16 protein-coding genes are annotated in these 18,383 nt (G+C 68.2%); 12 read left to right on the forward strand and 4 right to left on the reverse strand.

Features of this window, described 5'->3' with window-relative positions; translation table 11 throughout:
* Positions 1-16: 16 nt before the first annotated feature.
* Positions 17-781 (forward strand): SDR family oxidoreductase, encoded by a 765-nt coding sequence (locus ABL312_RS14195; RefSeq protein ID WP_349358056.1) that lies wholly within the window; start codon positions 17-19, stop codon positions 779-781.
* A 28-nt stretch (positions 782-809) separates the two neighbouring features.
* On the opposite strand, the gene ABL312_RS14200 is transcribed toward ABL312_RS14195, so the two are convergent.
* Positions 810-1,721: a LysR substrate-binding domain-containing protein gene (locus ABL312_RS14200; protein WP_349358057.1), complete on the reverse strand. Its 912-nt coding sequence runs from the start codon at positions 1,719-1,721 to the stop codon at positions 810-812.
* Positions 1,722-2,054: 333 nt separating this feature from the next.
* On the opposite strand from ABL312_RS14200, the gene torT reads away from it, so the two are divergent.
* The 10 genes from torT (at position 2,055) to ABL312_RS14250 (ending at position 11,748) form a co-directional block, all read left to right on the forward strand.
* Positions 2,055-3,128: a TMAO reductase system periplasmic protein TorT gene (gene torT / locus ABL312_RS14205; protein ID WP_349358058.1), complete on the forward strand. Its 1,074-nt coding sequence runs from the start codon at positions 2,055-2,057 to the stop codon at positions 3,126-3,128.
* A gap of 37 nt (positions 3,129-3,165) precedes the next feature.
* The gene (locus ABL312_RS14210; protein WP_349358059.1) at positions 3,166-4,716 is read left to right on the forward strand and encodes a sugar ABC transporter ATP-binding protein; all 1,551 of its coding nucleotides are present in this window, start codon (positions 3,166-3,168) and stop codon (positions 4,714-4,716) included.
* A complete protein-coding gene (locus tag ABL312_RS14215; protein ID WP_349358060.1) occupies positions 4,716-5,759 on the forward strand; it encodes an ABC transporter permease in 1,044 nt (347 codons plus the stop codon). The genes ABL312_RS14210 and ABL312_RS14215 overlap by 1 nt, the downstream gene beginning before the upstream one ends.
* A 14-nt stretch (positions 5,760-5,773) precedes the next feature.
* Complete coding sequence (gene pxpA / locus ABL312_RS14220) at positions 5,774-6,502, forward strand: 5-oxoprolinase subunit PxpA (RefSeq protein ID WP_349358062.1); 729 nt, start codon at positions 5,774-5,776, stop codon at positions 6,500-6,502.
* 44 nt (positions 6,503-6,546) lie between these two features.
* Entirely contained in the window at positions 6,547-6,786 is a 240-nt protein-coding gene (locus ABL312_RS14225) for an acetyl-CoA carboxylase (RefSeq protein WP_349358063.1), read from the forward strand.
* A gap of 8 nt (positions 6,787-6,794) precedes the next feature.
* Positions 6,795-8,189 carry an acetyl-CoA carboxylase biotin carboxylase subunit gene (locus ABL312_RS14230; RefSeq protein ID WP_349358064.1) on the forward strand — a complete coding sequence of 465 codons (1,395 nt, stop codon included), beginning with the start codon at positions 6,795-6,797 and terminating at the stop codon, positions 8,187-8,189.
* Complete coding sequence (locus ABL312_RS14235; protein ID WP_349358065.1) at positions 8,186-9,061, forward strand: allophanate hydrolase subunit 1; 876 nt, start codon at positions 8,186-8,188, stop codon at positions 9,059-9,061. Before ABL312_RS14230 ends, ABL312_RS14235 begins: the two co-directional genes overlap by 4 nt.
* Entirely contained in the window at positions 9,051-10,025 is a 975-nt protein-coding gene (locus tag ABL312_RS14240) for a biotin-dependent carboxyltransferase family protein (RefSeq protein WP_349358066.1), read from the forward strand. The genes ABL312_RS14235 and ABL312_RS14240 overlap by 11 nt, the downstream gene beginning before the upstream one ends.
* A gap of 127 nt (positions 10,026-10,152) precedes the next feature.
* Complete coding sequence (locus tag ABL312_RS14245) at positions 10,153-10,488, forward strand: cupin domain-containing protein (RefSeq protein WP_349358067.1); 336 nt, start codon at positions 10,153-10,155, stop codon at positions 10,486-10,488.
* A gap of 111 nt (positions 10,489-10,599) precedes the next feature.
* Positions 10,600-11,748 (forward strand): acyltransferase, encoded by a 1,149-nt coding sequence (locus tag ABL312_RS14250; protein ID WP_349358068.1) that lies wholly within the window; start codon positions 10,600-10,602, stop codon positions 11,746-11,748.
* A gap of 42 nt (positions 11,749-11,790) precedes the next feature.
* On the opposite strand, the gene ABL312_RS14255 is transcribed toward ABL312_RS14250, so the two are convergent.
* The 3 genes from ABL312_RS14255 to ABL312_RS14265 form a co-directional block, all read right to left on the reverse strand.
* Entirely contained in the window at positions 11,791-13,140 is a 1,350-nt protein-coding gene (locus ABL312_RS14255) for an HlyD family type I secretion periplasmic adaptor subunit (RefSeq protein ID WP_349358069.1), read from the reverse strand.
* Position 13,141: 1 nt separating this feature from the next.
* Complete coding sequence (locus tag ABL312_RS14260) at positions 13,142-14,878, reverse strand: type I secretion system permease/ATPase (protein ID WP_349358070.1); 1,737 nt, start codon at positions 14,876-14,878, stop codon at positions 13,142-13,144.
* A gap of 284 nt (positions 14,879-15,162) precedes the next feature.
* Positions 15,163-15,843, reverse strand: coding sequence for a helix-turn-helix domain-containing protein (locus ABL312_RS14265; RefSeq protein WP_349358071.1), 681 nt, complete (start codon positions 15,841-15,843; stop codon positions 15,163-15,165).
* A 179-nt stretch (positions 15,844-16,022) separates the two neighbouring features.
* On the opposite strand from ABL312_RS14265, the gene ABL312_RS14270 reads away from it, so the two are divergent.
* Positions 16,023-18,368 carry a cytochrome P450/oxidoreductase gene (locus tag ABL312_RS14270; RefSeq protein WP_349358072.1) on the forward strand — a complete coding sequence of 782 codons (2,346 nt, stop codon included), beginning with the start codon at positions 16,023-16,025 and terminating at the stop codon, positions 18,366-18,368.
* Positions 18,369-18,383 lie beyond the last annotated feature (15 nt).

The following is an 18,383-nucleotide window of genomic DNA, read 5'->3' on the forward strand; positions in this document are numbered from 1 at the left end:
CGGGAGACACCCCCCCATGGCGGTCACCATCGATCTCACCGGCAAGACCGCGCTTGTGACGGGCGCAAGCCGCGGCATCGGGGCCGCCATCGCCGCGACGCTGGCCGAGGCCGGCGCCGACGTCATCGGGGTGGGCACCACGATCGAGGCACAGGCGGAGGACCTGCGCCGGCGCATCGCACTTGGCGGCGGGCGCTTCACCGCGAGGACCTGCGATCTTTCGGACCGCGAGGCGCTGGCGCATCTCGTGAGGGACTTGGAGGGGCGGGACGCGCCGGTCGACATCCTCGTCAACAACGCCGGCATCATCCGCCGCACACCGGCCGCCGAACACCCGACGGACGACTGGGACGCGGTGATGGCCGTCAATCTCGACGCGGCCTTCCTTCTCACGCGCGATCTAGGGCGCGGCATGGTGGCGCGCGGTCACGGCAAGATCGTCAATGTCGCCTCGGTGCTGGCGTTCCAGGGCGGCATCCAGGTGCCCGGGTATGCGGCGGCCAAGGGTGCCATCGTCCAGCTCACCCGCGCCTTCGCCAACGAATGGGCCGCCCATGGCGTGAACGTCAACGCCGTCGCGCCCGGCTATGTCGCCACGGACAACACCGCCGCCCTGCGCGACGACCCGGCGCGCACCGCCGGGCTGATGGCCCGCGTTCCCGCCGGGCGCTGGGGCACGCCGGAGGATATCGCGGCCCCCGTGGCCTTTCTCGCCAGCGATCTCGCCGGCTTCCTGCACGGCGCGGTCGTGCCCGTCGACGGCGGCTGGCTGGCGCGATAGGCGAGCCGGGCCGACCGCATCTGGCGTATCAGCGCGCGGTCAGATCGTCGCCCAGATGCATGAACTCCCGGAAGGCGGTGACGGCGGCGTTCTGCTCCACATTCGCCGCCCAGGCGAGACCGACGTCCATCGTGGGCACGCGGTCGGCGAGTTGCTTGACCTCCACCCGCCGCCCGTCGAGCGACCACGGCCGGTAGACCATGTCCGACAGGATCGTCACCCCCATGCCGTTCGCCACCATCGAGCGCACCGCCTCCACCGAGGAGGTGCGAAACACGGTGCGCGGGCGGTAGCTCGTGCGGTTCCAGTAGCGCTGCGCGGTGTTCGAGGCCTCGTCGACGGTCAGCATGATGTAGGGCTCCTTGGCGACATCCGCGAGCCCGATGCGCGGGCGCTCCAGCAGCGGATGCTGCGCCGACAGCCACAGCCGACGCCGCGACTGCAGCAGCGTCTCATAGGTCAGCCCCTCCTGATTGTAGATGTTCGACACCAGCATCACGGCGAGGTCGAAGGAGCCGGACACCAGCCCCTCCTCGATCACGCCGCGCGGCGCCTCGGTGAGGCGCAGGTCGACGTCGGGAAAGGCCCGGGCGAAGCGCTCGACATGCGGCGGCAGGAAATAGCCGGCGACCGTGTAGCTCATCGCCAGCCGCAGCACGCCCCGGACATTGTCGCGCAGCCGCCGGGGGGAGCGCACCGCCTCGTCGACGGCGGCCAGCACCCGCCGGGCATGGTCGAGAAAGATCCCGCCCTCGAAGGTCAGCGCCACCCCGCCCGCGTGCCGGTTGAGCAGCGTCGCGCCGACGATCTCCTCAAGATGCTTGACCGCCGTCGTCACCGCCGATTGCGACACGTTCAGTTCCATCGCCGCGCGGCTGATCTGGCCCGTGTTGGCGACAGCAATGAAGTAGCGCATCTGTCGAATGGTCGGCTCATTCATTTTCGCGATTCCGATTATATCGCTTCCAGAGAAACATCATTCGTAAAACGACCGAGGGTGATGGCCGTCTTTTGATGTTGCGCACCCGACCCGTTCCGAAAATCGTATATAATACAATTCTCTGGACGCTCGCCCCTTCGCCTGCGCCGGGAGCTGACACCGGAACGGGCACTGCCCACCCATCGGGCATCTCGTTCTGATTTTCAGAAAACGTATCTCGTATATTCGTATTTTACAATTCTTCCCCCGCGTTTTTTCATCTCGGAACCGCCCGTCGAGAGGCGGGCAGGACAATGGACGCACACCGTCCCCAGCCATTCCAGAGGGCCTGAGATGACGCATCTGTTCAAAACCGTGACATCGTCGGCGGCGCTTGCGCTCGCCCTGACCGCCGGCGCCGCCGCCGACGACTGGTTCCCCTATCCCGTCGAGGTGTGGGACCCGCCGTTCAATATGGAAAGCCCGCGCAGTTCCAAGGACTACACCCCGCTCGAGGCCGCCGCGCAGAAGTGGGACATCTGCGTCTCCTTCCCGCACATGAAGGACGCCTACTGGCTCGGCGTGAACTACGGCGTCGTCGAGGAGGCCCGCCGTCTCGGCGTGACGCTCAACGTGGTCGAGGCCGGCGGCTACACCGAACTGAGCACCCAGATCTCCCAGATCGAGGATTGCGTGTCGGCCGGCGCCGACGCGGTGATCATCGGCGCCATTTCCTTCGACGGGCTCAACAACCTCGTCGGCGAGGTCCGCGCCAAGGACATTCCCGTGATCGACGTCATCAACGGCATGTCGTCGCCGGAGCTTTCGGCGAAGTCGCTGGTCTCCTTCGGCGAAATGGGCGCCAAGGCCGGCGCCTTCCTGGCCGAGCTGCATCCCGCCGGCGGCGATCCGGCGCGGGTCGCCTGGTTCCCCGGACCGGCGGGCGCGGGCTGGGTGGAAGCCGGCAACGCCGGGTTCCAGGGCGCCATCGAGGGCAGCGCCATCGACCTCGTCGACACCAAATACGGCGACACCGGCAAGGAAGCCCAGGCCAAGCTCGTGGAAGACACGCTCGAGGCCTATCCCGATCTCGACTACATCGTCGGCACGGCGGTGACGGCGGAAGCGGCGGTGCCGATCCTGCGCGCGCGCGGGCTGACCGACAGCGTCAAGGTCGTCTCCTACTACTACACGCCGGGCGTCGACCGGGGCATCGCCCGCGGCCAGATCCTTGCCGCGCCGACCGACTCCACCGTCATCCAGGGCCGGATCGCCGTCGATCAGGCGGTGCGCATTCTCGAGGGCAAGGACTACGACAAGCACGTCGGCCCGGCGCTCTACGTCGTGACGCAGGAAAACCACGGCGAGTTCGACCCCGCCTCGACACTCGCGCCGAACGGCTTCCGCCCGGTGTTCTCGGTCGAATGATCGTGCGCCTGCGCAACGCGAACGCGGGGAGCCGGTCATGACGATCGAAACCGCCATCTCGCAGAAGGAGGTGCAGCCGTCGGCTGCACCGCCCCTGCTGCAGACCGTCGCGGTCACCAAGGACTATCCCGGCGTGCGGGCGCTCGACGGCGTGTCCTTCGACCTCAGGGCGGGCGAGGTGCATGTGCTGTTCGGCGAGAACGGCGCGGGCAAGTCGACGCTGATCTCCATTCTCGCGGGCGCCAACACGCCGACCGCCGGGCACCTGCGGCTGCGCGGCGCGGAGGTGACGCTCCATTCCGTGCATGACGCGCGGGCCTATGGCATTTCCGCCGTGTTCCAGGAGTTTTCGCTCATTCCGCAGATGAGCGTGGAGGAAAACCTCTTCCTCGGCGCCGAACACACCCGCGGCGGGCTGATCGACCGGGCCCGGATGCGCCGCGAGGCGACCGAGATCCTCGACGAGCTCGGCTTCGCCCTGCGCCCGGAGCGGCGCGTCGACCATCTGACGCGCGCCGAGCAGCAGATGGTGGAGATCGCCAAGGCGTTCCGCTCCGACCTGTCGGTGCTGATCCTCGACGAGCCCACCGCCTCGCTCACCAATCACGAGACCGACCATCTGTTCGAGCTGATCGAAAAGCTCACCGCACGCGGTGTCGGCATCGTCTACATCACCCACCGCATGGCCGAGATCCGCCGGATCGCCGACCGCATCACCGTGCTGCGCGACGGCCGCTACATCGACACGGTCGATGCGCAGACGGTCAGCGAGGACGATCTGGTCCGGTTGATGACCGGCCGGGTGGTCGGCAGCATCTTCCCGGAGCTCCGTCTTCCCCCGCCCGGGCCCACGGTGCTCGAAATCGACGGCCTGACCACCGAGGACGACACCGTCGTCGACGTGTCGATGCGCGTGCGCGCCGGCGAGATCGTCGGCATGGCCGGCCTTGTCGGCTCCGGCAAGTCGGAGCTCATGCAGGCCTGTTTCGGCGCGCGCGCCATCGCGCGCGGCCGCGTGCGTCTCAAGGATCGCGACGTCACGGGTCACAGCCCGAGGCAGAATATCCGCGACGGCTTTCTCTACCTGCCTTCCGACCGGCGCACGGAAGGGCTGATGATGATGCGCTCGGTGCGCGAGAACGTGGCGCTCGCCTCGCTCGACATCGCCCCCTTCTCGCACGGTCCGCTGCTCGACCGTGCCGGCGAGCGGCGCAAGGTCGCCGAGCTTGCCGGGCGGCTCAATCTCTCGCCGCCGCGCATCGAACGGATGGTGGAGCACTTTTCCGGCGGCAATCAGCAAAAGGCGATGCTCGCCCGCAGCCTGACGCGCGCCTATGACCTGATCGTCTTCGACGAACCCACCGTCGGCGTCGACGTCGGCACCCGCGCCTCGATCTACGAGTTCATCGTCGAGCTGGCGAAATCCGGCGTCGCGATCGTGCTGATCTCGTCCGACCTGCCCGAAATCCTGCATCTGACCACGCGCGCCTACGTCTTCTATCGCGGCCGCGCGCAGGCCGAACTTCCGGCCGACCAACTCACGGAGGAAAACGTGTTGGCCCATTTCTTCGAACGGGAGGACGCGTGATGGCGGACAATACCGCACACCCAGCCGCACCCGCGCCGGCACGAAAGACCGGCGGCGCCGGCGACCTCCTCAAGCGCCTCTTCGTGCGCCTCGGCATCCTGCCCTTCCTGCTGGTGATCGCGATTGTCGTCTTCACCCTGCTGTCGGACAATTTTCTGACACCGCGCAACCTGATGAACGTCCTGCGCCAGTCGGTCTATCTGATGATCGTCTCGCTGGGGCAGATGCTGGCGCTCCTGACCGGCGGCTTCGACCTCTCCGTCGGCACCATCCTGGCGCTGTCCTCGGTGGTCGGGGCGCTGACCATGTCGTCGGTCTACGCGCTGTTTCCGGAGATGGCCGGCATGGCGATTGCCGTGGGCTGCGTCGCGGGCATCGCGGCGGGCGTGTCCATCGGCATGGTCAACGGGCTCGGCGTCGCCTTCTTCAACGTCTCGCCCTTCATGATGTCGCTCGGCATGGCCTCGGTCGGCTTCGGCATCGCGCTCTATCTGACCGGCGGCGTGCCCGTCTACGGCATGCCGCAGGCCTTCGGCGACATCTTCGGCTTCGGCTCGCTGTTCGGGATCGCGACCCCCGTCTATGTCGCCGCCCTTCTGGTGCTGGGGCTCTACGCCTTCCTCTACTGGACGCCGCAGGGCCGCTATTTCTACGCCGTCGGCGGCAACGCCAAGGCGGCCTCGCTGTCGGGCATCAACACCGGGGGCACGCTGTTCCTGACCTACACGCTGTGCGCCTTCTTCGCCGCCGTGTCGGGGATGCTGCTGACGGCGCGCCTCGACACGGGCGAGGCGAACATCGGCGCCTCCATGCCGCTGGAATCCATCGCGGCCTGCGTGATCGCCGGCGTCAGCCTGCGCGGCGGCGTCGGGCGGCTGGAAAACGTCGTGCTCGGCGCGCTGTTCATCGGCCTGGTGCAGAACGGCATGAACCTGGCGCGCATCGAATCCTACCTGCAAACCGTGGTGCTCGGCACCCTGCTGATCCTTGCGGTGATCGCGGACCAGATCCGTCTGCGCTACGTCGCATCGCTGAAAGACTGAGGAGAACCGCCAAGATGCCAGTCGACATCAACTGCGACATGGGCGAGAGCTTCGGGCTCTACAAGATGGGCGACGATGCGGCGATCATGCCCTTCATCACCCAGGCCAATGTCGCCTGCGGCTTCCACGGATCGGACCCCAACCACATGCGCGCCACCGTCGAGCTCGCACGCCGGCACGGGGTCAAGGTGGGCGCGCATTTCTCCCTGCCCGACCTGCCGGGCTTCGGGCGTCGCGAAATGAAGATCGACCGCGCGGAGATGGCCAATATCGTCCTCTATCAGATCGGCGCCCTGAAGGGGTTTCTCGACGCGGAAGGCCTGACGCTGTCGCATCTCAAGCCGCATGGCGCGCTCTACGGCATGGCCGCGCGCATGGAGCACATCGCCGAGGCGATTGCCGACGCCGCCGAGGTCTACGGCGTTCCGGTGCTCGGACTGGCCGGCACGCTGCACGAGGAGATCTATACCGCGCGGGGCATCGGGTTTCTCGCCGAGTTCTTCGCCGATCTCGACTATGACGACGACGGCCGGCTGATCATCACCCGCGAACACGACGCCGTCGACCCCGACCATGCGGCGCGCCGCGCGGTGGCCGCCGTGCGCGACGGGCGGATCGAGTCCGTCAACGGCACGCCGCTCACCGTGCGCGCCGAAACCATCTGCGTCCATTCCGACACGCCGAACGCCGTCGAGATCGCCCGCGCGGTCCACGCGGCGGTCGGCGAGATCGCGGCCGCCTGACACACGCCATCCCGGACACACACCAATCCCAGGAGGAGACCAAAATGGCCAAGCACGAGGTGAAATCCCCCATCCCCGGCACCTTCTACCGCAAGCCCGCGCCGGATCAGCCCCCCTTCAAGGAGGTGGGCGACGCGATCGCCAAGGGCGACACCATCGGCCTCGTTGAGGTGATGAAGACCTTCCACGAGGTCAAGGCCGATGCAGACGGGACCGCGAGCGCCTTTCCCATCGGCGATGCCGAGCCGGTGATGGCCGGGCAGACCGTCCTCGAACTCGACTGAGGGCGCCCGTGGCACACTCCCCCATCCGCAAGCTGCTGATCGCCAATCGCGGCGAGATCGCGGTGCGCATCATCCGCGCCGCCCGCGATCTCGGCATCGCGACGGTGCAGGTCCACAGCGCCGCCGACGCGACGAGCCGCGCGGCGCTGATGGCCGACGAGGCGGTCGACATCGGCCCGCCGCAGGCCGCGAAATCCTATCTCGACGTCGACGCGCTTTTGAAGGCCGCGCGCGAAACCGGCGCCGACGCGATCCACCCAGGCTACGGCTTCCTGGCGGAAAACGCCGCCTTCGCCGATGCGGTCGCCGACGCCGGGCTGATCTTCGTCGGTCCCGACGGCGACACGATCCGCCTGATGGGCGACAAGGCCGCCGCCCGCGCCCAGGCGCAAAAGGCCGGCGTGCCGACCGTTCCCGGCAGCGACGGGATCGTGGAGGACATGGAGGCGGCAGCCCGGCTCGCCGCCGAGATCGGTTTCCCGGTGATGATCAAGGCGGCCGCCGGCGGCGGCGGGCGCGGCATCCGCATCGCCCACGATGCCGACGAATTCGCCCGTCTCGCGCCGCAGGCCTCCTCGGAGGCCAAGGCCGCCTTCGGCGACGGTGGCATCTACATCGAGAAGGTGATCGAGCGCGCCCGCCACATCGAGGTGCAGGTGCTCGGTGACGGCGAACGCGTCGTCCACTTCTTCGAGCGCGAGTGCTCGCTGCAGCGCCGGCGGCAGAAGGTGTGGGAGGAAGCCCCCTCCCCCGTGCTGTCGGAAACGGTGCGCGAAGACCTCTGCCGCTCGGCCGTCGCGCTGGCGACCTCCGTCGGCTACAAGGGCGCCGGCACGATCGAATACCTCTACGACGACGCAAGCGGCGACTTCTACTTCATCGAGATGAACACCCGCATCCAGGTGGAGCATCCGGTGACGGAGATGATCTGCGGCGTCGATCTCGTCGCCGAGATGATCCGCATCGCCGGCGGCGCACCGCTGATGCTTGCCCAAAGCGACGTGACACGGGCCGGCCACGCCATCGAGGTGCGCCTCAATGCCGAGGATCCGGCCAACAACTTCATGCCGTTTCCCGGCGTCGTCGGCGAGTTGCTGGCGCCCGACGGCCCCGGCGTGCGCTTCGACCACATGCTCTACCCCGGCTATGCGGTGCCGCCGTTCTACGATTCGCTGCTCGGCAAGCTGATCGTCTGGGCGGAGGACCGCGACCGCGCGCTGCTCAGGCTGAAGCGGGCGCTCGGCGAGCTGCGCATCGACGGCCTGCCGACCACGGCCCCGCTCTTCGAGGCGCTGCTGGAGAGCGAGGAGCTGCAAAAGAGCGCCGTCCACACCCGCTGGCTGGAGCCCTGGCTCGAGGCCAATCTCGACCTGATCAAGCAGAAGGGAGGCTCTGCGACATGAGTAGCCGATACACCTATGGCGGCGACGAGCACATCTTCGTCGAAGTCGACGAGGCGATGTCGCTCGAGGCGTTCTTCGTCAGCCTGTCGATGACGAACGCCGTGCGCGAGGCCAACATCAAGGGCGTCACCGAGATCTGCCCGGCCAATGCCTCGTTCCAGATCAAGTTCGACCCGGACGTGATTGCGCCGGACGACCTGATGGCGGAACTGAAGCGCCTGGAGGCGACCGCCGAGAGCGCCGAGCCGGTGCTCGACACGCGGATCGTCGAGATCCCGGTCTACTATCAGGACCCGTGGACGCACGAGACGCTGATGCGCTTCCGCGAGCGGCACCAGGACCCGAATGCGACCGACATCGAATATGCCGCGCGCATCAACGGCTACGACACGGTCGACGACTTCATCAAGGCCCACTCCGGCGCCCCGTGGTTCGTCTCCATGGTCGGCTTCGTCTCGGGCCTGCCGTTCCTCTACCAGATGGTCGAGCGGGCGCGGCAGATCCAGGTGCCCAAGTACCTGCGTCCGCGCACCGACACGCCGCGCCTCACGGTCGGCTACGGCGGCAGCTTCTCCTGCATCTATTCGGTGCGCGGCGCCGGCGGCTACCAGATGTTCGGCATCACGCCGATGCCGATCTTCGATCCGCAGCAGGAGGTGTCCTACCTCAAGGACTTCATGGTGTTCTTCAAGCCGGGCGACATCGTCCGCTTCAAGCCGATCACCCGCGAGGAGTACGACGCGGCGGTGGAGGAGGTCCAGGCCAACACCTTCCGCCCGCGCATCCGCAACGTCCGCTTCTCGCTGGACGACTTCAACGCGGACATCGACGGCACCAACGCCAAGCTGATGGAGGCCCTCTATGCCGATTAACGTGATCTCCTCCGGCATCGCCACCTCTATCCAGGACATGGGGCGGCCGGGCTATTACCACCTCGGCATCCCGATGGGCGGTGCCATGGATCGCCTCTCCTTGCGCGCGGCGAACCTGCTCGTCGGCAACCCGGAGGACGCCGCCGGTCTGGAATGCGTGTTCGTCGGACCGGAGCTGGAGTTCACCGAGGACGCCATGGTCGCCGTGTGCGGCGCAGAGCTGCCGCCGAAGGTGGACGGCGAGGCGCGCGAGACCTGGACCGCCTTCCCGGTCAAGGCCGGTCAGGTGCTGTCCTTCGACTTCCTGAAGGCGGGCGCGCGCGCCTACATCGCGATCTCGGGGGGCATCAACACCCCGCCGATGCTCGGCAGCCGCTCGACCTACGCCATCGGCGCGCTCGGCGGCGTGGAGGGACGCAACGTGCAGCCGGGCGACACCCTGCCGCTCGGAACGCCGGCCCGCACGGCGCGCGCGGGCGCGCAGGTGGCGGCGGACCTGCGGCGCGCGCCGGGCAACCCGGCGGAACTGCGCGTGCTGCCCGGTCTCTACTGGCACCGCATCACGGAAGCCGCGCAGCGCGACTTCTTCGAGGACACCTGGAAGGTGGCCAACGAAGCGGACCGCATGGGCTATCGTTTCCAGGGCGGGCGCAAGCTGGAGTTCGTGCCGCGCGAACAGCCCTTCGGCGCCGGCGCGGACCCCTCCAACATCACCGACGCCTGCTACCCCTACGGCTCGGTCCAGGTGCCGAGCGGCACCGAACCGATCGTTCTGCACCGCGACGCGGTGTCGGGCGGGGGCTACTTCATGATCGGGACGGTGATCTCGGCGGACATGGATCTGATCGGCCAGTTGCAGCCGCACACGCCGACCCGCTTCGTGAAGGTCGACATGGAAACGGCACTGGCCGCCCGCCACGCGCGCGCCCGCACGCTGGACGCGATCCGCGCGGCCCTTGCCTGAACCGCGCGCCTGACGCCACGATGAGACGCACGGCGGCGGCCGGACCGGTCGCCGCCGCTTGCACAACCGGCCCGCGACAGCGTCGGAAGGGCGTGAAGACGGCATCAGGACAGGGAGCAACGCGATCATGTGCGACACATCGGCCAACAGCACATCGGACGGCACAGCCACCCAAGGCACGGCCCGCGGTACCGTGCTCATCGAGAACGCCCGCACGCGGGTGACAGAGTGGCGGTTTCCGGCGAAAGGCGACAACACGGGCTGGCACACCCACGCCCATGACTACGTGGTGGTCCCGCTCTTCGACGGCGAGCTGGAGCTGCACGAGCCCGGCGGCGTCACGCATCGCGCCCAGCTGAAGACCGGCGTGCCGTACTTCCGCACTCTCGGCGTCGAACACGACGTGATCAACGCCAACGACTTCGAATGCGCCTTCATCGAGGTCGAGTTCCTCGAAAGCTGACCGCCCCGCGCGCCCGGCCGTCATTCGCAAAGCATAAAGCCCCGCCGTGATATCGATCCGCGGTCACTTGCGGGATCGCACGGCCCCTGCGGCACCGAACGGCGGGGCATCATGAGACTACCTTCGGAACTCGCGCGCAGAGACAATAATTTCAATGCCCTGCGCATGCTCGGCGCCGTCGCGATCGTCTTCGCGCACGGCTACAACATCACCAGCGGCCGGGTCGAGAGCGAGGACCCCGTCGAAGCCCTGGTCTATGCGAGCGGGTTTCGCGCGCTCGACCTGTTCTTCATCTTCAGCGGGTTTCTGGTGACCGCCAGCCTGTTGCAACGACGCGACGGCGTGCGGTTCTGGGTGTCCCGGGGCCTGCGCCTGTTCCCCGCGCTTCTGGTGGTCAGCGTCGCGATTGTGGTTGTGATCGGCCCTCTCAACACCGACCTTCCGCTCGCCGACTATGTCCTGAGCGGCGAGACCTGGCTGTATCCGCTGGTCACCGGGCTGACCACCTATCCGGACATGCCGTTGCCGGGGGTGTTCGAAGCCCAGCCCGTCGCCGGTGCGGTGAATGTGCTGATCTGGACCCTGCGCTACGAATTGATCCTTTACGCAGGTGTCTTTCTGGCGTTCTGCTGCGGTCTCCTGACACATGAGCGCGCATTCGCCGCCGCTTTCGCGGTCCTTCTGCTGTCCTATGGCGCGCTGACGTCTCTGACCGACCTGCGCGACCAGATCGCCTTTGTCGATCACGCGGCGCATTTTTCGGTCAGCTTCGCCTTCGGTGCGTTCGTCTGGGTGTTTCGCCGGGTCATTCCCCTGTCAGCGGGTCTGATGCTTGCGGGCTGGGCCGGCGCCTGGCTGCTCGCCGGCACGCCCCTGTCGGACCTCGCGCGCATTGCAGCGGCCGGCTACAGCTTCTTCTGGCTGGCGTTCCTGCCGGCGGGGTGGCTGCGGCGCTACAACCGTCTGGGCGACTATTCCTACGGGCTCTACATCGTGCACTGGCCCATCGCCCAGACGCTGCATGCCAACGTCCCGGACCTGCCTCCGGTCCTGATCGGGCTGTCCAGCCTCGCCCTCTCGCTGCCGCTCGCCGTGGCGAGCTGGCATGTCGTGGAAAAGCCCTGCCTGGCATGCGTCGACGATGTCACCCGCCTGGTGAAACGCGCGGTCTCACGCCCAAGCGGGACCGAAGCCGCGGCCGAGGCGCTCCCCCCGCGAACGCGGCCCGCCGATCCCGCACTCCCTTCCCGCAAAACCTGAGGCAACGGCTCGCCCTGAGCGGATGCGATGGGTGCTGCACCCTCACCTTTCCCGGAAGGCGTGGGCGATCTGATCGGTGAGCGGTTTGACGAGATAGGAGAGCACGGTGCGGTCCTGCGTGGTGAGGAACACCTCGACCGGCATGCCGGGCACCAGCGCCCTCCCCGACAGGCGGACAAGTTCGTCCTCGGCGATCGCAAGCCGGGCGGTGTAAAAGGTCAGGCCCGTCGTCTCGTCGCGGCTGAGATCGGGCGAGACGGTCAGGAGCGTCGCGGCGAGTTCCGGCGTCGTGCGCTGATCGAAGCTCGGGAAGCGCACCCGCGCCGCCTGGCCCGGACCGATCTGGTCGATGTTGACCGGCGCCACCTGCGCCTCGATCACAAGCCCGTCCTCCTGCGGCACGATCAGCATCGCCGTCTCGCCGCCGGCCAGCACCCCGCCGATCGTATGCACCGCCGACTGGTGCACCACACCGGAGCGCGGGGCGCGGATCTCGACCCGGCGCAACTGGTCCTCCGCCGCGATCTTCTGCTCCTCGAGCTGCGCGATGCGCCCGCGCACCTCCTGCAATTCGGTCAGCACTTCGGCCCGGCGCTCCTCCCCGAGCTGCAGGATCTGGATGCGCCGCTCGCTGATCGCCTCGCGCGCCTGGGCGATCTGCGCAATGAACCCGCCGCGCTCGCCGACGAGCCGCGCCCGGTCGCGCTTCAGCGCCGTGACCCGCGACTTCGCCACCAGCTTCTTGGCAAACAGCGCTTCCAGATCGGCCAATTCCTCCTCGATCAGCGCGATCTCCGCCGCCTTGCCGTCGCGCTGCGCCGCCAACCCCTCGATCTGGCGCTCGAACTGCACGATCTGCTCTTCCAGCTGACGTTTGCGGCCCGCGAGCGCCACCCGGCGCGCCGCAAACAGTGCCTGCTGGCTTTCCGCGATTTCGCGCCACAGATCGGCTTGCGCATCCGTTGGGACTGAGGACGGCGCGGCGAACACGACCTCTGCCGCCCCGGCCTGTTCCGCCGCAAGCCGCGCCTGCCGGGCGCCCAGTTCCAGCAACTGCTTGGTCACAACGGCAAGGTTCGCCCGCGTGACCGTATCGTCGAGCCGGATGAGCAGATCGCCCGCCACAACCGCATCGCCGTCCCGCACGCGGATCTCCTGCACGATCCCGCCTTCCTGGTGCTGGACCTGCTTGACCTCGCTTTCGACAACCACCGTGCCGGTCGCCACCACCGCGCCGGCGATCTCCGCCATCGCCGCCCAGGCGCCCGCGCCGCCGACAAGCAACACGACCAGCGCCAGACCGACCGCCAGATTGCGCCGGATGCTCCTGCGAAGCACCCGGTCGCTGTCCGGCGATGTCGACCCCCGCTGCGGATCTTCCCTAGCCGCCATTTCACCCCCCTCCGTGCCCTGCGGAACCGCTCGACGCGGCCGGCGCGATCGTTTTCTTCATGACCTCCGTCTTGGGACCGAAGGCCGCCATCCGCCCGTCCTGAAGATACAGCAGCGTGTCGACGGCGGCGATCGCGCTCGGCCGGTGCGCGATCACGATCACGATGGAGCCGCGCGCCCGCATCGCGGACACGGCCCGGGTCAACGCCGCTTCGCCTTGCGCGTCGAGATTGGAGTTCGGCTCGTCCAGCACCACCAGGAAGGGCGACCGGTAGAGGGCGCGTGCCAGCGCGATCCGCTGGCGCTGACCGCCCGACAGCGTCAGCCCCGCCGCTCCGATCTGCATGTTGTAGCCTTCGGGCAGCGAGACGATCAGTTCGTGCACGTCCGCCAGCTTCGCCGCGGCGATCACGTCCTCGTCCCGCGCGTCCGGATCGAAGCGGGCGATGTTTTCCGCGATTGTGCCCTCGAAAAGCTGGATGTCCTGCGGCAGATAGCCGACGAAGCCGGCGATCTGTTCATCCGACCATTGCGACAGTTCCGCCCCGTCGAGGCGCAGCGCGCCCTTGAGCGCGGGCACGACACCGACGATCGCGCGCGCCAGCGTCGACTTGCCCGACCCCGACGGCCCGATCACGCCCAGGCCGTCGCCGGCCGAAAGCGCGAACGACACGCCCTGGACGACCGGCGTCGTCAACCCGGCGGGCGCGGCGGCCAGGCCCTCGATCCTGAGATTTTGTTCAGGCGCGGGCAGCGCGAGACGCGTGTCCGTATCGGGCGCATCGACCAGCAGCCCGCGCAGCCGCCCAAGACTCTGGCGCGCCGCCACGAAGCCCCGCCACTGCGCGACCGCCTGCTCGACCGGCGCGAGCGCCCGCGAGGTCAGGATCGAGGCCGCGATCATCACGCCGGGCGTGATCTCCTGGTCGATGGCGAGCCAGGCGCCCACCCCCAGAACCGCCGACTGCAGCACGAAGCGCACAGCCTTGATCGCCGAGCCGAAGCTCCCGGCACGATCCGACGCCCGGCGCTGACGCTCGAGAAACCGGTCGTTCGCCGCCTGCCAGCGCGCCGACAGCGCGGCGCGCATCCCCATCGCCTGCACCGCTTCCGCGTTACGCCGCCCGGCTTCCACAAGCGCTGCGCGCCGCCCTGCTTCCTGCGCCGCCTCGGCCGCCGGCTTGCGCGAAAACGCCTCGTTCAGCGCGATAAGAACACAGATGACGAGCGCGCCGGCCAGCGCCACGAAGCCGAGCAGCGTGTGAAAGAGAAAGACGATTGCCAGATAGACCGGCAGCCACGGCAGATCGAAGAAGGCCGCGGGCCCCGGCCCCGACACGAACTGGCGCAGCGTGTCGATGTCCTGAACGGGTCGCACCTGCTCGGCCCGCGCGCCCAGTTGCAACGGCAGCCGCGAGGAAACCTCGAAGGCCGGGGTCGACAGCCGCGCATCGACCCGCTGACCCATGCGCGAAAGCAGGCGCCCGCGCACCCCCTCCAGCAACCCGAAGAACATGTAGAGCGCGACCACCAGACCGCCGAGCGCCGCGAGCGTCGGGACGGAGCCGCTGGCCAGAACCCGATCGTACACCTGCAGCATGAACAAGGGGCCCGTCAGCATCAAAAGATTGATGACAAGGCTCATCGCCCCCGTGCCCCAAACCGCCCCGCGCAACGCGGCAAACGCGGAGGACACCAGCGATGTGCGATCCTGGGCGCCTGGACGGGCTGTGCTCATGGAGCGGCTCTCTCTCGAAATCATTCGTGCAATCGATACCGGCTCGAAAAGGGGCCGCGGCAGGGCCCCGCGCACGTCAGCTATAACACGACTGATGCCCGCGACCAGCCGGCGCGTCGACAGGCTTCGGGCAGCGTCCCGACTGATATCGAAGTCCTTGAACTTGACCGAAAGCCCGCCGGTCCCCTTGCGTCAGCATCCGCGCCGCGGCGGGGCCCGCTTCGCGGCGCGCGGGCGCCTATGCAGGACGAGGCCGGCGTGCCTGACATCCGCCCGCGCGCGTGTCAGGCGAAGCGGGCCGAGAGCATGCGGGCGGCGTCCGGTACGGCCCGGCAGGCGGTGTCCAGATCGAAGGCCTCCAGCGCGACGACGCCGATTGAGTACTCCAGCCCCGCGAAGGCCGCGCCGGGCAGGCGGACGGGGCTCGAAACCCCGACGGCGCCCTTGTGAAGCTGGCCCCGCGTGACGCTGTAGCCATGGGCCCGGGCAAAGCGGACCTCCTCCGGCTCCTCCGGCTGCTCCTCACGCGCCGCCAGGATGGCGATGCCGGCCGCGCCACGGTCGATCGGGTGCCGGATGCCGACGCGGTAGTGGATGTTGACCGCCGCCCGGCGCGGTTCGGCGGTCTGCACCACGACGCACTCCCGACCTTCCGCCATCGACAGAAAGGCCGTCGCGCCGGTGGCTTCGGCCAGGTCCTCCAGCACGGGTCGCGCCATGGAGCGCACGCTGTCGGCCGCCTGCGCGCCGAGCTGAAACGCCGTCGCGCCGAGCACGATGCGCCCGTCGTCCAGGCGCCGCACCATGCCGTGCGCCGCCAGCGTGGCGACGATCCGATAGGCCACCGCCCGGTGCAGGTCGAGCCGCTCGGCGAGATCGCTCACCTTGAGCCCGCCCGGCGTGCCGGCAACCAGCAGAAGGGCCTCGATGCCGCGATCGAGGGTTTGAAGCGTGCCATGTGCCATTCAGCGCCTTGCCTTGCCGTTGTCCGTCCGCCCCGCCCTTAGCCACATTCCGCGACTTCGGCAACGGCGCGTCCCGATATTCGCAATCCATATTGCATTATTTGCGATTGAATGTCCGATATACGTCAAGTAAACCGGTTTCGCGGATCGGGTTCGACACGAGGGGAGGTATGGGTCACATGGCGCAACAGACACGGACCGAAGTGCGAGGCTGCCCGTTCGACGACGCCACGGCGGCACGCGCCGGACAGGGCGGCTGCCCCGTCTCCGATCCCGAGGCAATGGCGCGCGCCTTCGACGCCTTCGAAGGCCCCTACCAGGTCGATCCGGCCGAGGCGCTGCGCTGGTCGCGCGACCAGCTTCCCGTATTCTATGCCGACACGCTCGGCTACTGGGTCGTCAGCCGCTACGACGACATCAAGGCCGTGTTCCGCGACAACATCCTGTTTTCGCCCAGAAACGTGCTGGAGAAGATCACCCCGGCCCCGCCCGAGGCGATGGAGGTTCTGCGAGACTACGGCTACGCCATGAACCGCACCATGGTGAACGAGGACGAACCGGCGCACATGAAGCGCCGGCGCGCGCTGCTGGATCATTTCATCCCGGCCAATCTCGAACACCACCAGGACATGGTCCGCCGGCTGACGCGCGAGAAGATGGACGCCTTCATCGACGCCGGCCGCGTCGATCTGGTCGACGCCATGCTCTATGAGGTGCCGTTGAACGTGGCGCTGCATTTCCTCGGGGTGCCCGAGGACGACATCGCGGTGCTGCGCAATTTCTCCGTCGCCCACTCGGTCAACACCTGGGGCCGCCCCACGGACGAGCAGCAGATCGCCATCGCCCACGACGTGGGGCGCTTCTGGCAATACGCCGGCCAGATCATCGAGCGGATGAAGAAGGAACCCGAGGGCACCGGCTGGATGCACGAGACCATCCGCAAGAACGCCGAGATGCCGGACGTGGTCACCGACAGCTACGTCCATTCCATGATGATGGCGATCATCGTGGCGGCGCATGAGACCACCTCGCTGGCCTCCGCCAACATGTTCAAGACGCTGCTCACCCACCGCCAGGCCTGGGAGGACATCTGCGAGGATCCGAGCCTGATCCCGAACGCGGTGGAGGAATGCCTGCGCTACGCCGGCTCCATCGTTGCCTGGCGGCGTCAGACCACGGCGCCGACGCGCCTCGGCGGCGTCGATCTGCCCGAGGGCGCGAAACTGCTGATCGTCCAGGCCTCCGGCAATCAGGACGAGCGGCACTTCGAGGATGGCGACAGGTTCGACATCTATCGCGACAACGCGGTGGATCACCTCACCTTCGGCTACGGCAGCCACCAGTGCATGGGCAAGAACATCGGCCGGATGGAGATGCGGATCTTCCTCGAGGAGATGACCCGCCGTCTTCCGCACCTGCGGCTGTCGGAGCAGACCTTCACCTATCTGCCCAACACCTCCTTCCGCGGTCCCGATCATCTGTGGGTCGAATGGGACCCGGCGCAGAACCCGGAACGCCGGCGGCCGGAGTTGGCGAACACCAACCTCCACTTTCCCGTCGGCGCGCCGGCACGCCGCGACATCGCCCGCAAGGTCCGCGTGACCGAGGTGCGGGCCGAGGCGGACGGTATCCTCGGAGTGACGCTGGAGGACGCCAGGGGCCGGCCGCTGCCGCGCTGGAGCGCGGGCGCCCATGTGGAGCTGGTCGCCGGCGGCTACGACCGGAAATACTCGCTGTGCGGACACCCCGATGCGCCGGGCTACGCGCTCGCCATCCTGCGCGAGGACGAGGGCCGCGGCGGCTCGCGCTACATGCACGAGACCCTGCGCGCCGGCATGGACCTGCGCCTGCGCGGCCCCAGCAATCTGTTCCGCCTCGACGAGGACGCCGGCCACTATGTGCTGATCGCCGGCGGCATCGGCATCACGCCGATCCTGGCGATGGCCGACCGGCTCAAGGCGCTCGGCAAGGACTACACCCTGCACTACTGCGGCCGCGCGCGCCGCACGATGGCCTTCCTCGACAGGCTGGAGGCCGATCATGCGGGCCGGGTGACGATCCACGCGAAGGAAGACGGCGCCCGCGCCGATCTGGCGGCGATCGTCGACGCGCTGCCCGAGGGCGGCCAGATCTATTGCTGCGGACCCGAGCGCATGATCACCGCGCTTGAGACCCTGACGGCCGATCTGCCTGAGGGCACGCTGCATTTCGAGCATTTCTCGACCGCCAACGCCGGACTGGACCCGGACAATGAAACCGCCTTCGATGTCGAGCTGAAGGACTCCGGCCTGACCTTGCACGTCGGCGCCGACCAGACCCTGCTGGACGCGATCCAGGCGGCGGGGATCGACGTGGCCTCCGACTGCTGCGAAGGTCTGTGCGGCAGTTGCGAGGTGACCGTGCTCGACGGCGAGATCGACCACCGCGACAAGGTTCTCACGCGCGGCGAGCGTGCCGAGAGCCGTCGCATGATGGCCTGTTGTTCCCGCGCCAGAAACGGGGCGCGGATCAAGCTGGCGCTGTAGGGGCCCTGTCCCTGC

Source organism: Stappia sp. (genome assembly GCF_040110915.1).
Lineage (GTDB): Bacteria > Pseudomonadota > Alphaproteobacteria > Rhizobiales > Stappiaceae > Stappia.

Coding starts and splice junctions, on each gene's coding strand:
- ABL312_RS14195 (WP_349358056.1), top strand. CDS start 17: ATGGCGGTCACCATCGATCTCACCGGCAAGACCGCGCTTGTGACGGGC.
- ABL312_RS14200 (WP_349358057.1), bottom strand. CDS start 1,721: ATGAATGAGCCGACCATTCGACAGATGCGCTACTTCATTGCTGTCGCC.
- torT (WP_349358058.1), top strand. CDS start 2,055: ATGACGCATCTGTTCAAAACCGTGACATCGTCGGCGGCGCTTGCGCTC.
- ABL312_RS14210 (WP_349358059.1), top strand. CDS start 3,166: ATGACGATCGAAACCGCCATCTCGCAGAAGGAGGTGCAGCCGTCGGCT.
- ABL312_RS14215 (WP_349358060.1), top strand. CDS start 4,716: ATGGCGGACAATACCGCACACCCAGCCGCACCCGCGCCGGCACGAAAG.
- pxpA (WP_349358062.1), top strand. CDS start 5,774: ATGCCAGTCGACATCAACTGCGACATGGGCGAGAGCTTCGGGCTCTAC.
- ABL312_RS14225 (WP_349358063.1), top strand. CDS start 6,547: ATGGCCAAGCACGAGGTGAAATCCCCCATCCCCGGCACCTTCTACCGC.
- ABL312_RS14235 (WP_349358065.1), top strand. CDS start 8,186: ATGAGTAGCCGATACACCTATGGCGGCGACGAGCACATCTTCGTCGAA.
- ABL312_RS14240 (WP_349358066.1), top strand. CDS start 9,051: ATGCCGATTAACGTGATCTCCTCCGGCATCGCCACCTCTATCCAGGAC.
- ABL312_RS14245 (WP_349358067.1), top strand. CDS start 10,153: ATGTGCGACACATCGGCCAACAGCACATCGGACGGCACAGCCACCCAA.
- ABL312_RS14250 (WP_349358068.1), top strand. CDS start 10,600: ATGAGACTACCTTCGGAACTCGCGCGCAGAGACAATAATTTCAATGCC.
- ABL312_RS14255 (WP_349358069.1), bottom strand. CDS start 13,140: ATGGCGGCTAGGGAAGATCCGCAGCGGGGGTCGACATCGCCGGACAGC.
- ABL312_RS14260 (WP_349358070.1), bottom strand. CDS start 14,878: ATGAGCACAGCCCGTCCAGGCGCCCAGGATCGCACATCGCTGGTGTCC.
- ABL312_RS14265 (WP_349358071.1), bottom strand. CDS start 15,843: ATGGCACATGGCACGCTTCAAACCCTCGATCGCGGCATCGAGGCCCTT.
- ABL312_RS14270 (WP_349358072.1), top strand. CDS start 16,023: ATGGCGCAACAGACACGGACCGAAGTGCGAGGCTGCCCGTTCGACGAC.